16 protein-coding genes are annotated in these 17,304 nt (G+C 71.7%); 14 read left to right on the top strand and 2 right to left on the bottom strand.

What is annotated here, in order from left to right; all coding sequences use genetic code 11:
- Nucleotides 1-27: 27 nt before the first annotated feature.
- The 7 genes from IT072_RS07250 to hpaD all read left to right on the top strand — a co-directional run bounded on the left by IT072_RS07250 (nucleotide 28) and on the right by hpaD (nucleotide 7,396).
- Nucleotides 28-741, top strand: a complete 714-nt coding sequence (locus IT072_RS07250) for an IclR family transcriptional regulator (RefSeq protein WP_223360282.1) — start codon at nucleotides 28-30, stop codon at nucleotides 739-741.
- Between the two features lie 179 nt (nucleotides 742-920).
- On the top strand, nucleotides 921-1,706 hold the full coding sequence (gene hpaH / locus IT072_RS07245; protein WP_223360281.1) for a 2-oxo-hept-4-ene-1,7-dioate hydratase: 786 nt from the start codon (nucleotides 921-923) through the stop codon (nucleotides 1,704-1,706).
- Nucleotides 1,691-2,503: an HpcH/HpaI aldolase family protein gene (locus tag IT072_RS07240; protein ID WP_223360280.1), complete on the top strand. Its 813-nt coding sequence runs from the start codon at nucleotides 1,691-1,693 to the stop codon at nucleotides 2,501-2,503. The genes hpaH and IT072_RS07240 overlap by 16 nt, the downstream gene beginning before the upstream one ends.
- A gap of 120 nt (nucleotides 2,504-2,623) precedes the next feature.
- On the top strand, nucleotides 2,624-4,057 hold the full coding sequence (locus IT072_RS07235; RefSeq protein ID WP_223360279.1) for a fumarylacetoacetate hydrolase family protein: 1,434 nt from the start codon (nucleotides 2,624-2,626) through the stop codon (nucleotides 4,055-4,057).
- A complete protein-coding gene (locus tag IT072_RS07230) occupies nucleotides 4,039-4,731 on the top strand; it encodes a GntR family transcriptional regulator (RefSeq protein ID WP_223360278.1) in 693 nt (230 codons plus the stop codon). The genes IT072_RS07235 and IT072_RS07230 overlap by 19 nt, the downstream gene beginning before the upstream one ends.
- A 27-nt stretch (nucleotides 4,732-4,758) precedes the next feature.
- On the top strand, nucleotides 4,759-6,255 hold the full coding sequence (gene hpaE / locus IT072_RS07225; RefSeq protein WP_223360277.1) for a 5-carboxymethyl-2-hydroxymuconate semialdehyde dehydrogenase: 1,497 nt from the start codon (nucleotides 4,759-4,761) through the stop codon (nucleotides 6,253-6,255).
- 46 nt (nucleotides 6,256-6,301) lie between these two features.
- The gene (gene hpaD / locus IT072_RS07220; protein ID WP_223360276.1) at nucleotides 6,302-7,396 is read left to right on the top strand and encodes a 3,4-dihydroxyphenylacetate 2,3-dioxygenase; all 1,095 of its coding nucleotides are present in this window, start codon (nucleotides 6,302-6,304) and stop codon (nucleotides 7,394-7,396) included.
- A 213-nt stretch (nucleotides 7,397-7,609) separates the two neighbouring features.
- Here hpaD and IT072_RS07215 read toward each other — a convergent pair whose 3' ends face one another.
- Nucleotides 7,610-8,155, bottom strand: a complete 546-nt coding sequence (locus IT072_RS07215; protein ID WP_223360275.1) for a cysteine hydrolase family protein — start codon at nucleotides 8,153-8,155, stop codon at nucleotides 7,610-7,612.
- A 36-nt stretch (nucleotides 8,156-8,191) separates the two neighbouring features.
- A complete protein-coding gene (locus IT072_RS07210; protein ID WP_223360274.1) occupies nucleotides 8,192-8,869 on the bottom strand; it encodes a DUF1345 domain-containing protein in 678 nt (225 codons plus the stop codon).
- Nucleotides 8,870-8,926: 57 nt separating this feature from the next.
- On the opposite strand from IT072_RS07210, the gene IT072_RS07205 reads away from it, so the two are divergent.
- From IT072_RS07205 to IT072_RS07175, 7 genes are all read left to right on the top strand, one after another.
- Nucleotides 8,927-9,331 (top strand): (deoxy)nucleoside triphosphate pyrophosphohydrolase, encoded by a 405-nt coding sequence (locus IT072_RS07205; protein WP_223360273.1) that lies wholly within the window; start codon nucleotides 8,927-8,929, stop codon nucleotides 9,329-9,331.
- 130 nt (nucleotides 9,332-9,461) lie between these two features.
- Nucleotides 9,462-10,847 carry a purine-cytosine permease family protein gene (locus IT072_RS07200; RefSeq protein WP_223360272.1) on the top strand — a complete coding sequence of 462 codons (1,386 nt, stop codon included), beginning with the start codon at nucleotides 9,462-9,464 and terminating at the stop codon, nucleotides 10,845-10,847.
- Nucleotides 10,848-10,906: 59 nt separating this feature from the next.
- Complete coding sequence (locus tag IT072_RS07195; protein ID WP_223360271.1) at nucleotides 10,907-12,460, top strand: hydantoinase/oxoprolinase N-terminal domain-containing protein; 1,554 nt, start codon at nucleotides 10,907-10,909, stop codon at nucleotides 12,458-12,460.
- The gene (locus IT072_RS07190; RefSeq protein WP_223360270.1) at nucleotides 12,457-13,569 is read left to right on the top strand and encodes a DUF917 domain-containing protein; all 1,113 of its coding nucleotides are present in this window, start codon (nucleotides 12,457-12,459) and stop codon (nucleotides 13,567-13,569) included. Before IT072_RS07195 ends, IT072_RS07190 begins: the two co-directional genes overlap by 4 nt.
- Nucleotides 13,566-14,684: a DUF917 domain-containing protein gene (locus IT072_RS07185; protein ID WP_223360269.1), complete on the top strand. Its 1,119-nt coding sequence runs from the start codon at nucleotides 13,566-13,568 to the stop codon at nucleotides 14,682-14,684. The genes IT072_RS07190 and IT072_RS07185 overlap by 4 nt, the downstream gene beginning before the upstream one ends.
- Before the next feature lie 74 nt (nucleotides 14,685-14,758).
- Nucleotides 14,759-15,787, top strand: coding sequence for an S-methyl thiohydantoin desulfurase domain-containing protein (locus IT072_RS07180; RefSeq protein WP_223360268.1), 1,029 nt, complete (start codon nucleotides 14,759-14,761; stop codon nucleotides 15,785-15,787).
- Nucleotides 15,784-17,298: a PucR family transcriptional regulator gene (locus IT072_RS07175; protein WP_223360267.1), complete on the top strand. Its 1,515-nt coding sequence runs from the start codon at nucleotides 15,784-15,786 to the stop codon at nucleotides 17,296-17,298. Before IT072_RS07180 ends, IT072_RS07175 begins: the two co-directional genes overlap by 4 nt.
- The last annotated feature ends 6 nt before the right edge of the window (nucleotides 17,299-17,304 follow it).

The following is a 17,304-nucleotide window of genomic DNA, read 5'->3' as shown; positions in this document are numbered from 1 at the left end:
CGCGCGCCATGAGCCAGAATGGGCAGCATGGTCGGATCGGACGGCAGCGGCGGCGCACCGCACTCGCAGACCCTGTCGCGCGGCATCCGGGTCCTCGAGATCCTGTCCGAGGCGGAGGAGCCGTTGACGATCGCACAGCTGTCCGCCGTGCTCGGGGTGCACCGGTCGATCGCGTACCGCATCCTGCGCACGCTCGAGGACCACGGGCTGGTCGTCCGGGATGCCGCCGGGGCGGTGCAGCTGGGGCCGCGGATGGCGACCCTCGCCCGGGCCGTGTCGCGCGACCTCCAGTCGGCGGCCCTCCCCCAGCTCAGCGCCATCGCCAACGAGCTGTCGATGACGGCCTTCGTCGCCGTGCTCGACCGGCACGAGGTCGTCACGCTGGTGAGCGTCGAGCCGTCGCACGCGCACGCGACCGTGGTGCAGCGGCCCGGAACCCGGCACCCGCTCGCCTCCGGAGCGCCAGGCATCGCCATCCAGTCGGTCCTCACGGGCGCGCAGTGGCGGGCGCTGCCCGACGAGCATCCGCGCGAGGAGGCCGCCCAGGCGCGCGAGCGCGGCTACGCGACCAGCCACGACGAGGTGATCCCCGGACTGGCATCCGTGGCGGTGCCGCTCTCCCTGCCCGACCGGCCGCCCGCGGCCGTGGCGGTGGTGTTCCTCGCGAACGGGCGGGACGCCGCCGCGATCGGCGCCCGCCTGCAGGAGTCGGCGCGCACCATCGCCGCCGAGCTGCGCTGACGACCGGGCTTGACGGCATCCCGGACAGCCCCGCCCGAACGTGGAGACGGCCCACGAACAGGAGATACACGCATCCGCGTTGCCGGATCGCGCACGACCCGTGGCCGAGGTGTACGGAATGATATACGATCCACACAGGGCCGGAGCGGCCCTCCTCCGACGTCGAAGGGAGCCCCGCGGTGCTCGACACCACCACCATCCAGGCCATCGCCGACGAGCTCGCGGCGGCCGAACGGGACCGGGCGACCATCCCGCTCCTGACCGCCCGGCATCCCGAGATGACGGTGGAGGACTCCTACGCCGTGCAGAAGGTGTGGGTGGAGCGCGGCCTCGCCGCCGGCCGCCGCCTGGTCGGCCGCAAGATCGGCCTCACCTCGAAGGTGATGCAGCAGGCCACGGGCATCACCGAGCCCGACTACGGCGCGATCTTCGCCGACATGGTCTACGAGACCGGATCGGTCATCCCGTTCGACCAGTACTCGAACGTGCGCATCGAGGTCGAGCTGGCGTTCGTGCTCGCCGAGCCGCTGGAAGGCCCGCACGTCAGCCTCTACGAGGTGCTCGACGCGACGAAGTACGTGGTCCCCGCACTGGAGATCCTCTCGTCTCGTATCGAGATGCAGGGCCGCACCATCGTCGACACCATCTCGGACAACGCCGCGATGGGCGGCATGGTCGTCGGCGGCCGCCCCGTCGCCGTCGACGCCGTCGACCTGCGCTGGGTCGGCGCCCTGCTCTACCGCAACGAGACCATCGAGGAGTCCGGCGTCGCCGCCGCCGTGCTCGACCACCCGGCCAACGGCGTCGCGTGGCTCGCGAACAAGCTCGCCCAGCACGGCTCGCGCCTGGAGGCCGGCGACATCGTCCTGGCCGGATCGTTCACCCGCCCGATGTGGGTCGAGCGCGGCGACACCGTCCACGCCGACTACGGAACCCTGGGAGCCGTGACATGCCGATTCGTCTAGACCCGACCCCGACCTTCGGCGACCGCCTCCGCGCAGCCGACCGCACCCTCTACGGGATGTGGTCGTGCGCCGGCAGTCCGCTCGTCGCCGAGATCTGCGCCGGCAGCGGTCTCGACATCGTCCTGATCGACGGCGAGCACTCCCCCGTCGGGCTGGAGTCGATCCTCGCCCAGCTGCAGGCGATCGCCGCGTACCCCGCCGTCCCGGTGGTCCGCGCGCCGATCGGAGATCCCGTCGTGCTCAAGCAGCTGCTCGATCTGGGCGCGCAGAACATCCTGGTCCCCATGGTCGACAGCGTGGAGGAGGCGACGGCGATGGTCCGCGCCGTGCGGTATCCCCCGCACGGCGTGCGCGGCGTCGGCAGCGCACTCGCGCGCTCCTCGCGCTGGAGCCGCATCCCGGACTACCTCGCCCGCGCGAACGACCTCGTGTCGCTGACCGTGCAGATCGAGACCGTCGACGCTCTGGAGGCTGCGGGAGCGATCGCGGGGGTGGACGGCGTGGACGCCCTCCTCGTCGGCCCGGCGGACCTCGCCGCCTCGATGGGCCTGCTCGGCCAGCAGAACCACCCGCGCGTCATCGACGCCGTCGAACACGTCATCGAGGCCGGCCGCGCCGCCGGCACCCCCGTCGGCGTCAACGCCTTCGACCCGGCCACCGCCGACCGCTACGCCGCCGCCGGCGCCGCGTACCTGCTCGTCGGTTCCGACGTGACCCTGCTCGCCCGTGCGTCCGAGAGCCTCGCCTCCCGCTTCGTCGGCGATGCGGACGGGTCCGCCCCGCCCGCCTCGTACTGAGCACGGACGATCCTTGTCCACTCTCCACGTATCGTATACAATCTCGAATACGGTCTCAGTCGTATCGACGGCTCCCCGCTCCACCGCATCACCATCCCCGACGACGAGGAGAACCACCCCGTGAGCCAGCTCGCCCGCCCCGGCAAGATCATCGCGGTGCACCTGAACTACCGGTCGCGCGCCGCCCAGCGCGGGCGCACCCCGGCTCAGCCGTCGTACTTCTTCAAGCCGGCCTCGTCCGTCGCCGTGACCGGCGGCGAGCTCGAGCGCCCGGCCGGCACCGAGCTGCTCGCCTTCGAGGGCGAGATCGCGCTGATCATCGGCACGACCGCCCGCCGGGTCTCCCCCGAGGACGGCTGGGCCGCGGTCTCCGGCGTCACCGCCGCGAACGACTTCGGCCTCTACGACCTCCGTGCCGCCGACAAGGGATCCAATGTGCGGTCCAAGGGCGGCGACGGCTTCACCCCGCTCGGCCCGGAGGTCATCCCCGCCTCCGCCGTCGACCCCGCAGCCTTGCGCGTGCGCACCTGGCTCAACGGCGAACTGGTGCAGGAGGGTGCGACCGACGACCTGCTGTTCCCGTTCGGCCGGCTCGTGGCCGACCTGTCGCAGCTGATGACCCTCGAGCCGGGCGATGTCATCCTCACCGGCACCCCGGCCGGGTCGTCGGTGACGCAGCCCGGCGACACCGTGGAGGTGGAGGTGGACGCGCCGACGTCCGCGGGAGCCCCCAGCAGCGGCCGCCTCGTGACCCGGATCACCGAGGGTCGCATCCCGTTCGGCGACTTCGGCACGAAGCCCAGCGTCGACGACCACCAGCGGGCGGAGGCGTGGGGCACACCGCCTGCACCCGCGCTCGTGCTGACGGACGAGCTGCGCGCCGCCCTCGCGAGTGTCGCCACGGCGACGCTCAGCTCCCAGCTGCGCAAGCGCGGCCTGAACAACGTCTCGATCGACGGGCTCGCCTCCACCCGGCCGGACGCGCGCCTGATCGGCACGGCGAAGACGCTCCGTTACATCCCGAACCGCGAGGACCTCTTCGCCTTGCACGGCGGCGGCTACAACGCCCAGAAGCGCGCGTTCGACGCGGTCGGCGCCGGGGAGGTGCTCGTGATCGAGGCCCGTGGCGAGCGCGGCAGCGGGACCGTCGGCGACGTGCTCGCCCTGCGCGCCCAGGTCAACGGCGCCGCCGGCATCGTGACCGACGGCGGCGTGCGCGACCTCGCGGTCGTCGCCGCCCTCGACATCCCGACGTATCACGCCGGTCCGCACCCGGCCGTGCTGGGCAGGAAGCACGTGCCGTGGGAGGCCGACGTCACCGTCGCGTGCGGCGGCGCGTCCGTGCAGCCCGGCGACGTGATCGTCGGAGACGCGGACGGCCTCATCGTCATCCCTCCCGCGCTCGTCGCCGAGGTCGTGGCCGACGCGGTCGAGCAGGAGCGCGAAGAGGAGTACATCGCCGAGCAGGTCGCGGCCGGGCACCCGGTGGACGGCCTCTTCCCGATGAACGCGGAGTGGAAGGAGAGGTACCGCGCATGGCGGACGCAGCGCTGAAGCCGACCGCGTCGGCGACCCCCAGCAAGTCGCAGCTCGCGTACGAGTTCCTGCGCGAGCGGATCGACGACGGCCGGTACGTCTCGGGCTACCGGCTCGTGCTCGGGCAGATCGCGAGCGAGCTCGCCATCAGCGTCGTGCCGGTGCGCGAGGCGATCCGCCGGCTGGAGGCCGAGGGGCTCGTCACGTTCGAGAAGAACGTCGGCGCCCAGGTCGCGCTGCTGCAGGACACCGAGTACGCCTTCACCATGCAGACGCTCGCGCTCATCGAAGGCGCCGCCACCCAGCTTTCCGCCCCCCTCCTGACGGCCGACCAGGTCCGGCGGGCCCGGGAGGTCAACGCCGAGATGATCGCGAGCCTCGACCGCTTCGTCCCGCACCGCTTCACCCAGCTGAACCAGCAGTTCCACTCCGTGCTGTTCGAGCAGTGCCCCAACCCGCACATCCTCGACCTCGTGCACCGCGGCTGGAACCGGTTGACAGTGCTGCGCGACTCCACGTTCAGCTTCGTGCCCGGCCGCGCCCGCGAGTCGGTGGAGGAGCACGAGCACATCCTGACCCTGATCGAGAGCGGCGCCGAGCCGCTGGAGATCGAGCTCGCCGCGCGCCGCCACCGGCTGGCGACGCTGGAGGCCTTCCAGGCTTACCAGAGCGAGCACACGCACACCCACTGACCACACCACCTGAAGGAGAGCACGCCCATGGCGCAGCACCACGTCCCCGAGGACCTTCCCGACACGATCCAGCACTTCATCGACGGCCGGTTCGTCGACAGCGTCTCGGGGGCGACCTTCGACGTGCTCGACCCCGTCTCGAACGAGACCTACGTCACCGCCGCCGCCGGGCAGAAGGAGGACATCGACCTCGCCGTGGCCGCCGCGCGCCGCGCGTTCGTCGACGGACCCTGGCCGCGGATGAAACCGCGCGAGCGCGCCCGGGTGCTGAACCGGATCGCGGACGCCGTGGAGGCGCAGGACGCCCGGCTCGCCGAGCTGGAGACCTTCGACACCGGCCTACCGATCACGCAGGCGCTCGGCCAGGCCCGGCGCGCGGCCGAGAATTTCCGCTTCTTCGCCGACCTGATCGTGGCTCAGCGCGACGACGCGTACAAGGTGCCCGGCAGCCAGCTCAATTACGTCAACCGCAAGCCGATCGGCGTCGCGGGCCTCATCACCCCCTGGAACACGCCGTTCATGCTCGAGAGCTGGAAGCTGGCTCCCGCGCTCGCGACCGGCAACACCGTCGTGCTGAAGCCGGCCGAGTTCACCCCGCTGTCGGCGAGCCTGTGGGCGGAGATCTTCCGCGAGGCCGGCCTCCCCGACGGCGTCTTCAACCTCGTCAACGGCCTCGGCGAAGAGGCCGGGGACGCCCTCGTCAAGCACCCCGACGTCCCGTTGATCTCCTTCACGGGCGAGAGCCGCACCGGCCAGCTGATCTTCGGCAACGCGGCACCGTTCCTGAAGGGCCTGTCGATGGAGCTCGGCGGCAAGTCCCCCGCCGTCGTGTTCGCGGACGCCGATCTGGACGCCGCGATCGATTCCACCCTGTTCGGCGTCTTCTCGCTCAACGGCGAGCGCTGCACCGCCGGCTCGCGCATCCTGGTCGAGCGCGCCGTATACGACGAGTTCTGCGAGCGCTACGCCGCCCGCGCGAAGAACATCGTCGTCGGCGACCCGCACGACCCGAAGACCGAGGTCGGCGCGCTGGTGCATCCCGAGCACTACGACAAGGTCATGAGCTATGTCGAGCTCGGCAAGCAGGAGGGCCGGCTCCTCGCCGGCGGCGGCCGCCCCGACGGTCTCGACCACGGCAACTATGTCGCTCCGACCGTGTTCGCCGACGTGTCGCCCGACGCCCGCATCTTCCAGGAGGAGATCTTCGGCCCGGTCGTCGCCATCACGCCCTTCGACTCCGACGCAGAGGCGCTGGAGCTCGCGAACGGTGTGCGCTACGGCCTCGCCGCATACATCTGGACCAACGACCTCGAGCGCGCGCACACCTTCTCGCAGAACGTCGAGGCGGGGATGGTGTGGCTCAACTCGCACAACGTCCGCGACCTGCGCACCCCGTTCGGCGGCGTGAAGGCCTCCGGTCTCGGCCACGAGGGCGGCTACCGCTCGATCGACTTCTACACCGACCAGCAGGCCGTGCACATCACGCTCGGCGAGGTCCACACGCCGCGTTTCGGCGCCCACTGACACCGCCGGCAGCAGCCACCCGACTCGACGAAGAGGAAGAACCACCATGAGCAGCCCCATCCCCGCTCCCGCGAACCGCATCCCCACCCCGCAGGCCGCCCCGCCGGACATCCTGCGCTGCGCGTACATGGAGCTGGTCGTCACCGACCTGCAGGCCAGCCGCGACTTCTACGTCGACGTGCTCGACCTGGTCGTGACCGAGGAGGACGAGAACGCCGTCTACCTGCGCAGCTTCGAGGAGTTCATCCATCACAACCTCGTGCTGCGCAAGGGCCCCGTCGCAGCGGTCGCCGCCTTCTCGTACCGCGTGCGCACCCCCGAGGACCTCGATCGTGCGGTCGCCTTCTACACCGAGCTCGGCTGCCGCATCGAGCGTCGGTCGGAGGGCTTCACGAAGGGCATCGGCGACAGCGTGCGCGTGGAGGACCCGCTCGGCTTCCCCTACGAGTTCTTCTACGACGTGCAGCATGTCGAGCGCCTCGCCTGGCGCTACGACCTCTACACGCCCGGCGCGCTCGTCCGGCTCGACCACTTCAACCAGGTCACCCCGGACGTCCCTCGCGCCGTCGCCTACATGGAGGACCTCGGCTTCCGCGTGACCGAGGACATCCAGGACGACGAGGGCACCACCTACGCCGCGTGGATGCGCCGCAAGCCGACCGTGCACGACACCGCGATGACGGGCGGCGACGGCCCCCGCATGCACCACGTCGCCTTCGCCACCCACGAGAAGCACAACATCATCGCCATCTGCGACAAGCTCGGCGCGCTGCGCCTCTCGGACCGGATCGAGCGGGGTCCCGGCCGGCACGGCGTCTCCAACGCGTTCTACCTCTACCTGCGCGACCCGGACGGCCACCGGGTCGAGATCTACACGCAGGACTACTACACCGGTGACCCGGACAACCCCGTCGTCACCTGGGACGTCCACGACAACCAGCGCCGCGACTGGTGGGGCAACCCCGTGGTCCCGTCCTGGTACACCGAGGCCTCCCTCGTGCTCGACCTGGACGGCAACCCGCAGCCCCTCACCGCCCGCACCGACGACTCCGAGATGGCAGTCACCATCGGCGCCGACGGCTTCTCGTACACCCGCCAGGGCGACGAGGAGAAGGGCTTCAAGCTGGGCGCGCAGGTCTAGCCACTCCGCCCGTCCGCTGCTCCGCGACTCCGGAGATCCTGCCCCGGTCGGGCCCGATCTCCGGAGTTGCGCCGTTCCACCGGCGTGTCGGGGGAGATCTCCGGATTCACTCGCAGCCGGTCATGCTGAAGATCGCGAACCGGCGAGGCAAGCCGCGCTCCCCGAACTCGGACACGTGCTGCTCCGCCTCGAAACGTCCCCCTGCCCGCGGCCCTACCCGAACTCGACCTCGGCCGCGCGCTCCACGGCGAACAGCTGGTCGGGGTAGCGGAGTCCGGAGAAGTAGCGGTTCGTGTGGGCGATGATCTGCTCGCCGGTGATCTCGACGCCGTCCCACTTCGCGTCGGTCGTGGTGTGGGCGTCCTCGACGAGCGTGACGTCGTAGCCGCGCACGGCCGCACTCTGCGTGGTGGTGCGGATGCAGTAGTCGCTCTGGGCGCCTGCGACCACCAGCCGCGCGGCGTCGAGTCCGTCGAGCACCTCGTCGAGGTCGGTGTCGGCGAAGGCGTCTCGGTAGCGCTTGTGCACGACCGGCTCCCCGTCGGCCGGGTCGAGCCCGTCGGCGAAGGCCCACTCATCGCTGCCCGCGGGCAGGTCGTCCGCCTCGTGCTGCACCCAGACGACCGGCGTGCCTGCGGCGCGGGCGCGGCCGACCAGATCCGCGGTGCGGGAGACGACGCCGTCCGCATCCCAGCAGCCGGGCAGCACCCCCTTCTGCAGGTCGATCACGAGCAGGACGGACGGGATGGATGCGCTCACCCGACCATCCTGCCAGCCGTCACCGCCCGCGCGGGGTCACTTGTTGAACGACATGATCGTGTTGACCGCCAGCACGATGATGAGGGCGTTGAAGAAGAAGCTGAGCACAGAATGCCAGAGCACGGTCCAGCGCAGGCGGGTACTCAGCACCTCCACGTCGGAGGCGGCGAAAGAGGTGCCGAGCGTGTAGGCGAAGTACACGAACTCGACGAACCGGGGATGGTCGGTCCCCGGGAAGCGCAGGATCGGCGCATCGCTGGAGTAGTACCGCTGGTAGTAGATCTGCGAGAAGCCCCAGTGCAGGAACCCCCAGGCGAGCAGCATGGACCAGACGCCGACGATGTCGGTGATCGAGCCGACCTCCGGATCGTTGTGGAGGCCGAGCACCTGGATCGCGGCGGTGAAGCCGATCAGGCTGGCGAGGATCGTGGCCGTCATCGACACGACCCGCGCGACCCGGCCGACCTCGATCCGGGAAGGCCGGTCGCCGTCGACCGCGGGCCGGCGCGCCGCCCGCCCCAGCACGATCAGGACGACCAGCTCGTACAGTGTCCCGATGCCGCACCACAGAGCGAGCAGCAGCAGCGTGCTGTCGTCGTCCTCCGACAGAACCACCAGCCACACGCCCACGACGATCATCGCGAGCTGGACGAGCAGGCTCAGCACGAAGCCGAACACGATGGGCGCACGCCGAGCGCCGACGGGAGCCGCCATGCCTGGATGCTAGCGCCGTTCTGGATGCTGGCGCCGCCGGGCGGGCAGGATGGGCACATGGCCTCCCCCGCTCCGCTCCGCGTCGTCGCCGCCGTGATCGCCGACGGCCCGCTCGTGCTCGCCTGCCGGCGCGCCCCCGGCAGGGACGCCGCGGGCCGCTGGGAGTTCCCGGGCGGCAAGGTGGAGGCCGGCGAGACGCCCGAGGCGGCGCTGGAGCGCGAGATCCACGAGGAGCTGGGCGTGCCCATCCGCGTGGGCGCGCTGCTCGACCGCACCGTCACCGTCGTCGGCTCCCGCGCGATCGACCTCGCCTGCTACGCGGCCGCTCTGCGCGGGCCGGCGCCGACGACCAGCACCGACCACGACCTCCTGCGCTGGGTCGCCCGCGACGCGCTGGACGCGCTGGGCTGGGCGGACGCGGATCGGCCGGTCGTGCGGGTACTGGGCGGAGGGGATCACTAACCGAGCAGTGAAATGTGCATGTCGCACAGAACTCACGCAACTTCGTGCACATCGCACATTCCCCCTCGCCGGTGACGGGTTTACCGTTTTCGCAACCCCCACACCCGTCCCCGTCAGAAGGACTCCCCTCATGGCACGCACCGCCCCTGCCGACGACTTCGCCCTCTCCCGTGTGACCCCCGACGCGCGCAAACCGTGGTTCGGGATCGCGGTCCAGCGATTCGGTCAGGTCTCGGCTCTTTCGCAGTTCCTGCTCGGGGCCACCCTGGGCTACAGCATGACGTTCGGGGAGGCCGCGCTCGCGCTGCTCCTCGGCTCGATCATCCTCGAGGTGATCATGTGCATCGTCGGCATCATCGGTCAGAAGGAGGGCCTCAACACGGCGCTCCTCGCGCGGTGGACCGGCTTCGGCGAGATCGGCGCGGCCCTCGTCGGCCTGGCGATCGGCATCAGCCTGATCGGCTGGTTCGGCATCCAGTCGGCGATCTCGGCGCAGTCGCTCGACGCGCTCATGCCCGGCGTCATGCCGATCTGGGTCTGGAGCCTGCTGTTCGGCCTGGCCGTGACGGCGATCGTGGCCTACGGCTTCGTCGGGATGCAGTGGCTGGCGAACATCACCGTGCCGCTCTTCCTCATCCTGGTCGGCTGGTCCGTCATCAGCGAGCTCAGCAAGCACTCGATCGGCGACCTCCTCACCTCCCCGGCGCCCGGCCCGACGATGTCGGTCTGGGCGGGAACAGGCATCGTCGCCGGCGGCCTGATCGTCGGCGCGATCATCACGGCGGACATGACACGGTTCAACCGCAGCAAGGCCGACGTGATCAAGCAGACCGTCGTGGGCGTCTCGCTCGGCGAGTTCGTGATCGGCCTGGCGGGCGTGCTGCTCGCGCACGCCGCCGCCACCGGTGACATCGTCGCGATCGTCACATCGTCGATCGGCTTCGTCGGCCTGATCATCGTCATCACGGGCACGCTCAAGATCAACGACTGGAACCTCTACTCGTCCACCCTCGGCCTGGTGAACTTCATCTCCACCGCGTTCGCCAAGAACCTCCACCGCGTCACGACGACCGTCGTGCTCGGTGTCGTCGGCTCGGTGCTCGCGGCGGCCGGCATCCTGTCGCAGTTCACCGGCTTCCTCACGATCCTCGGCGTCGCGTTCCCCCCGATCGCCGGCATCATGGTCGCCGAGTACTTCTTCGTGCGGCGCTGGCGCGGCGACCTCGACGCGACCCGCTCCTCCGGCCGGCTGCCCGAGTTCGCGCCGCGCATCGTCCCCGCCACCCTCGTGGTCTGGCTGGTGTCGTCGCTCGTCGGCTACTACGTCACCTGGGGCATCCCGGCGCTCTGGTCGCTCTTCCTCTCGATCATCCTCTACACGGTCGCCGGCAAGCTCGGCTGGGTGCGCGGCGTCGGCCGGGCGACCACCATCCAGGACGCCCCGGATGCGGTGGACGGCACGAGCAGCGACACGACCGGCAGCACACCGGGCTCGGAGGCCGTCGCGTCCAACTGATCAGCACGTCCCGTCCCACCAGCCCCACCCGCCGTCACCGCGGCAGAAAGCGAAACACCATGCATATCGGCATCGACGTCGGAGGAACGAACACCGACGCAGTGCTCATGGACGGCAGGACCACCCTCGCCGGCGTCAAGAACTCGACCAGCCCGGACGTGACCGCCGGCATCGTCGATGCGATCGAGGCGCTGCGCGAGGCCCGTCCGTTCGACGGCTCCCAGATCCACGCGGTGATGATCGGGACGACGCACTTCATCAACGCGCTCGTGCAGGCCAAGCGGCTCGCTCCGACCGCCGCACTGCGGCTGGGACTGCCTGCGACCAGGGCGCTCCCGCCACTGGTCGACTGGCCCGAGGCGCTGCTCGAGGCGATCGACGCCCGCAGCTACCTGGCGCACGGCGGCTACGAGTTCGACGGCCGCCCGATCTCGCCGCTCGACGTGGCCGAACTGAAGGGGATCGCCGCCGACATGGCCGCGCACGGCGTGCGGTCGGTCGCGATCTCGTCCGTGTTCTCGCCGGTCAACCACGACGTCGAGACCCGGGCCGCCGCCATCCTGGCGGACGAGCTGGGAGACGACGTCGCCATCTCGCTCTCGCACGAGATCGGCCGCATCGGCCTCCTCGAGCGCGAGAATGCCACGATCATCAACGCGGCCCTGCGCGAGCTGGCGGGCGAGATCGTCGACGGCCTGACCTCCGCGGTGCGGGCGCAGGGCATCGACGCGCCCATCTTCCTCAGCCAGAACGACGGCACGCTGATGGACGAGGACTACGTGCGCCTCTACCCGGTCGCCACCTTCGCCTCCGGCCCGACGAACTCCATGCGCGGAGCCGCCCTCACCAGCGGACTCGAGACGTGCGCGGTCGTCGACATCGGCGGCACCACCGCCGACATCGGCCTGCTCGTCAACGGGTTCCCGCGCGAGACGGCCAACGAGGTCAAGGTCGCCGGCGTGCGCACGAACTTCCGGATGCCGGACGTGCTCTCGATCGGCATCGGCGGCGGCTCCCTCGTCGACACCGAGACCGGCGAGGTCGGGCCGGAGTCGGTCGGGTATCGCCTGACGACGGAGGCGCTCGTGTTCGGCGGCTCGACCCTCACCGCCACCGACATCGCCGTGGCCGCCGGCCGCGCTCAGGTCGGCGACCCGTCGAAGGTCGCCCATCTCGACCCCGCCTTCGTGCAGCGCGTGCTCGACCGCATCGCCGAGCGCGTCTCCGAGGCCGTCGACCGCATGCGCACCTCCCCCGACCCCATCCCGGTCGTCGCCGTCGGCGGCGGCTCCATCCTCCTGCCGGACGAGCTGCCGATCTTCGGCGCCGTGCACCGACCGGAGAACTACGCCGTCGCGAACGCGATCGGCGCCTCCATCGCACAGGTCGGGGGCGAGATCGACAAGGTGTACGCCGTCGAGCCCGGCCGCCGCGACGAGGCCATCGCCGCCGTTCGGGCGGAGGCGGTGGACAAGGCGATCGCGGCCGGCGCCTCCCCCTCGTCGGTCGCGATCGTGGACTTCGACGAGGTCCCCATCCCCTACCTGCCGGGGAACGCCACACGCATCCGTGTGAAGGCCGTCGGCGACCTGGCGATGGAGGTGCGGGTATGAGCTGGACGCTGACCGCCGATGCGATCGGCGACCTGGCGCGCGGTGCGGCGGTGCTGGGAACAGGAGGCGGCGGCGACCCGTACATCGGCGCCCTGCTGGCGAAGCAGGCGCTCGCCGAGCACGGGCCGGTGACGGTCGTCGGCCTCGACGAGGTGCCGGACGACGCGCTCGTGCTCACCGTCGCGATGATGGGCGCCCCGACCGTCATGGTCGAGAAGCTCCCCAGTCTCGACGAAGTCATCGCGCCCGTCGCTGCACTCGGCACGTACCTCGGCCGCCCGGTCACGCACGTCGCGTGCGCCGAGGTCGGCGGCGTGAACTCCACCATCCCCGTCGCCGCGGCCGCCGCGCTCGGGCTGCCGCTCATCGACGCGGACGGCATGGGCCGGGCGTTCCCGGAGCTGCAGATGGTCCTCCCCACGCTGTACGGCGTCACCGCCTCGCCGCTCGCGTTCGCCGACGAGAAGGGGAACGTCGGGGTCCTGCAGACCGTCGACAACCACTGGACCGAGCGCATCGCCCGCGTCGCGTGCGTCGAGATGGGCTGCTCGATCATGATCTCGGGCTTCCCGATGTCCGGCACGGTGGCCAGGGAGGCGCTCGTCCCCGGCTCATTGCACCACTGCATCGCGATCGGCACGGGGATCGCGGAGGCCCGCGCCGCCAAGACCGATCCGGTCGCGGCGACGGTCGACCTCCTCGGCGGCCGCGAGTTCTTCGCCGGCAAGGTGGTCGACGTCGAGCGCGGCACCACCGCCGGGTTCGCCCGCGGCCGCGCCCGCATCGACGGCGCCGCGACCGGCACGGCCTCCGATGCCGTCCTGACCCTGTCGTTCCAGAACGAGCACCTGATCGCCCAGTCCGCGAACGAGGTCTTTGTGACCACGCCGGATCTGATCATCGTGCTCGACGCCGAGAGCGGCGAGCCGATCACGACCGAGGGTCTGCGCTACGGGCAGCGGGTGCGGGTGGTCGCCGCGCCCAGCGACCCGCGCTGGCACGGCGCCGAGGCGCTCGCCATGGTCGGCCCCGGCTACTTCGGCTACGACCTCCCGTCGCACCGCTTCGACGGCACCGCCGAACGCGCCCTCGAAGGGGCGGCCGCATGAGCTGGACGCTGACCGCCGCGGACCTCCCGGACCTCGCCCGCGGCGCCACGCTGCTGGGCACGGGAGGCGGAGGTGACCCCTACATCGGGCAGATGCTCGTCGCGCGGGTGCTGAGCGCGAAGCCGGCAGGCGAACGCGGCATCACCATCCTCGATCCGGACGAGCTCGCAGACAACCTCTTCGTCATCCCGACCGCTCAGATGGGCGCACCGACTGTGATGATCGAGAAGATCCCCGCGGGCACCGAGCCGACGCTCGCGCTGCGCACCTTGGAGGAGCACCTCGGGCGCACGGCCGACGCCACCATGCCGATCGAGTGCGGAGGCATCAACTCGATGATCCCGCTGATCGTCGCGGCCGAGACCGGGCTGCCGGTCGTTGACGCGGACGGCATGGGCCGCGCATTCCCCGAGCTCTCGATGGAGACGTTCGCCGTCTACGGGGTGCACGGCTCCCCGCTGGCCCTCGCGGGCGAGCGCGGCGAGACCGTCGTGATCGACACCGGAGACGACGACCGGCAGATGGAGTGGCTCGCCCGCGGGGTGACCATCCGCCTCGGCGGGGTCGGGCACATCGCCGAGTACGCGATGACGGGCGCCGACGTGAAGCGCACGGCCGTGCCGCGCACCCTCTCCATGGCGCTCGCCCTCGGCCGGGCGATCCGGGAGGCGCGGGAGCAGCACCGCTCGCCGTTCGAGGCGATCGCGCAGACGCTCTCCACGACCCTCTACTCGGAGGTCCGGGAGCTGTTCACCGGCAAGGTGACGGACGTCGAGCGGCGCACGACCGAAGGGTTCGCAAAGGGGCGCGCGACCATCTCGTCGCTCGACGCGCGTGCGACGGAGACGCTCGAGATCCGCTTCCAGAACGAGAACCTCATCGCGCTGCGCGACGGCGAGCTCGTCGCGATCGTGCCCGACCTGATCTGCGTGACCGACATCGAGTCGGGCGAGCCGATCACGACGGAGGGGCTGCGATACGGGCAGCGCGTGCGCGTCCTCGGCATCTCGACGCCCGGGATGATGCGCACCCCGGAGGCACTGGCGGCGTTCGGGCCGCGGGCGTTCGGGCTGACCGAGGAGTTTGTCCCGGTCGAGACGTCGGCGCTGGTCTGAGCGCTGCATCCGGCCGCACGGTCACCCGCGGGCGCCCGCGCAGACGGGCGCCCGCACCGCCTACCCTGGAGGGCATGAGAACCTTCGGTCCGGAGCGCCTGCCCGCGCTGGCCAGAGGGTTCTCGTTGCTCGGCTCGGGAGGGGGCGGCGCCACGACGATGCTGGAGCTCATGGTGCAGAGTGCGCCGGTCTGGCCCGCGACCGCGCACGCCGCCGATGAGCTCGACCCGGCGACCCCGTGCGTCGCGGTCGCGTTCGCCGGCTCCACCTACCTGCTCGCCGAGCGCCTCCCGGGCTCCGACGTCTTCGGGCCGCTCGTCGCCGCCGCGGAACGCTGGACCGGCGTGCGCGCCGCGGCGGTCTGCGCGCTCGAAGGCGCCGGGATGAACGGCCTGACGCCGCTGCTGCTGGCCGACCGCCTCTCCCTCGTCGACGCCGACCTGATGGGCCGCGCCCTCCCGCGTCTCGACCAGGTCTCGCTGCTCGTCGACGCGCTGCCCGGCGTCGTCGTCGTGTGCGACACGGGAGGTGGGGTTGTCGCGATCGACACGCAGCGGCCGGCGGACGTCGAGAGCCAGGTGCGCTCCGCGATCGTGCAGGCGGGAGGCGGCGGAGCCGTGCTCGTCGCGGGCTTCACGGTGGGCGATCTGGCGGAGCACGCCGTGCTCGGCACGTTCGGGCGGGCCCTCGCGCTAGGCGAGAACAGCGGCAACCGATCCGTCTCCCCGGCCCGGCTCGCGGCGGACGTCGGCGGCCGGCTGCTCGGCTCGGGCCGCGTCAGCGCGGTCGTCCCGCTGCCGGAGGACCCGTACGTCAGCGCCATCCAGCTCGACGGGGACGACGGCTCCCTCCTGCGCCTCGTGGCACGCTCCGAACTGCTCGCGGTGGTGCGCGACGGCGAGACCACCGCGGCCAGCCCCGAGATCATCGTGGCGCTCGACTCCCTCTCCCGCGACGTCCTGCAGGTGGACGGTGTGACCCTCGCGCGGCACGTGACGGTGATCGCCCTCCCCGCGCCCGAGTGGTGGACGCGCTCACCCGAGCGGCGAAGCCGGGTGACCCCCGCCGCATTCGGCCTCGCCGGTTTGGAGGGCGCCGCATGACCGAGCGGCTCGACCTCGCCGCGCTCCTCGCCCACCCCGCGAACGGCGGCCTGCGCCCGATCGCGGGCGCCGACCCGGCCGTCGTCTGGCGGGAGCTGGAGATGGCGTCCACCGAAGCCGACCTGCCCGCGGAAGGGCGCGGCGCGCTGGCCGTGCTGACCGTCCCGCCGCCGGCCACCCCGTGGCAGCAGGACGCCCTCGTGCGCCGGGTGCGCGACCGCGGCTACAACGGGCTGGCACTCCCGGGAGCGGAGGCGTTCGGCTCCGGAACGCGGGCACTCGCCGAGCGCCTCGGCCTCGCGCTGCTCGACACCGCAGAGCCGATGACGCTCGCGCGCGCGGGCTGGGAGCTGCTGGAGGGGCGCGACGCCCTCACCCTCGGCTATGTGCGCCGCGTGGCGCAGTCCATCGAGTACCACGCCGTCAACCTCGCCGATCTGCTGCGGCACCTCTCCGCCAGCGTCGGCCACGGCGTGGCCCTGATCGACACCGAGGGCGTGCTCCTGGAGGCCGGGGAGAGCCTCCCGTCCGCCGTGCACGCCGCGATCGACTTCGGGCCGTGGATCGACACGGTCGCGCTGCCCGAGGGGTCGGCGGCGTCCGTGCGGGTCGACAGCCCGAGCCGTGCCGGGCTGCGGCTCGCAGTCTTCGGTCGTGGACTCGGGCAGCAGCAGCTCACTGCGCTCGCTGTCGCCGCCGAAGTGGCCATGCCCGCCGTCGCCGCCCGCATCCTCATCGACGAGGTGGCGGACGTCAACGACGCCGCCGTCGCCTCCGGCCTCCTGCGCGACTTCCTGGAGACGCGTGACAACCGGGACGCGGAGCTGGAGCAGCGCATGCTGGAGCGCGGGTGGCGCACCACCGGCTACCACCTGGGCTTCCGGCTGATCGGGCGCACCCGGCTCGACACCCTCCAGCTGCTGCGCTTCGTCTCGCGCGAGCTGACCGCCCTGCCGGTCGACTCCCACGCCGCGACCAGCGGGCGCGGAGTGACCGGCTGGCTCAGCTTCACCGCGCCCCCGTCGCCGAGCCGCGTCGAGGAGAACGTGCGCGCCCTGCACACGCTGCACACGGCCGCGCGCCGCGCCTTCAACGTCGCGACCGGTGTCGGCACGCTCGAGAGCGGGTCCGCCGGGCTGGTGGCGACCATCGACGGGGCCGCCGACGCCGCCCGCATCGCGGCCGACCGCTCCGCGACCGGCCACTTCGTCCGCATCGACGCCCTCGGACTCGAGCAGCTGCTGCTGTCGTGGACGGAGAGCGACACCTTCGTCCCCGCTGCCGAGTCCCTCCTGGCGCCGCTGATCGCCCGCGGCCCGGAGCTCGTGGAGACGCTCACCGCCTACCTCGATCACGAGTCCGGCATCGCGGCGACCGCCGACGCCCTCGGCCTGCACCGCAACACCGTCTCCACCCGCGTCGCGCGCGCCCAGGAGCTGCTGGGGCTCGACCTCGGCGACCCGGAGACCCGCCTCGCCGTCCACCTCGCCTGCCGCGCCGTGCGGCGCTGACCCCGG

The organism is Leifsonia sp. ZF2019, from assembly GCF_019924635.1.
Taxonomy (GTDB): Bacteria; Actinomycetota; Actinomycetes; order Actinomycetales; family Microbacteriaceae; genus Leifsonia.
This window is presented reverse-complemented; position numbering and strand designations above follow the sequence as displayed.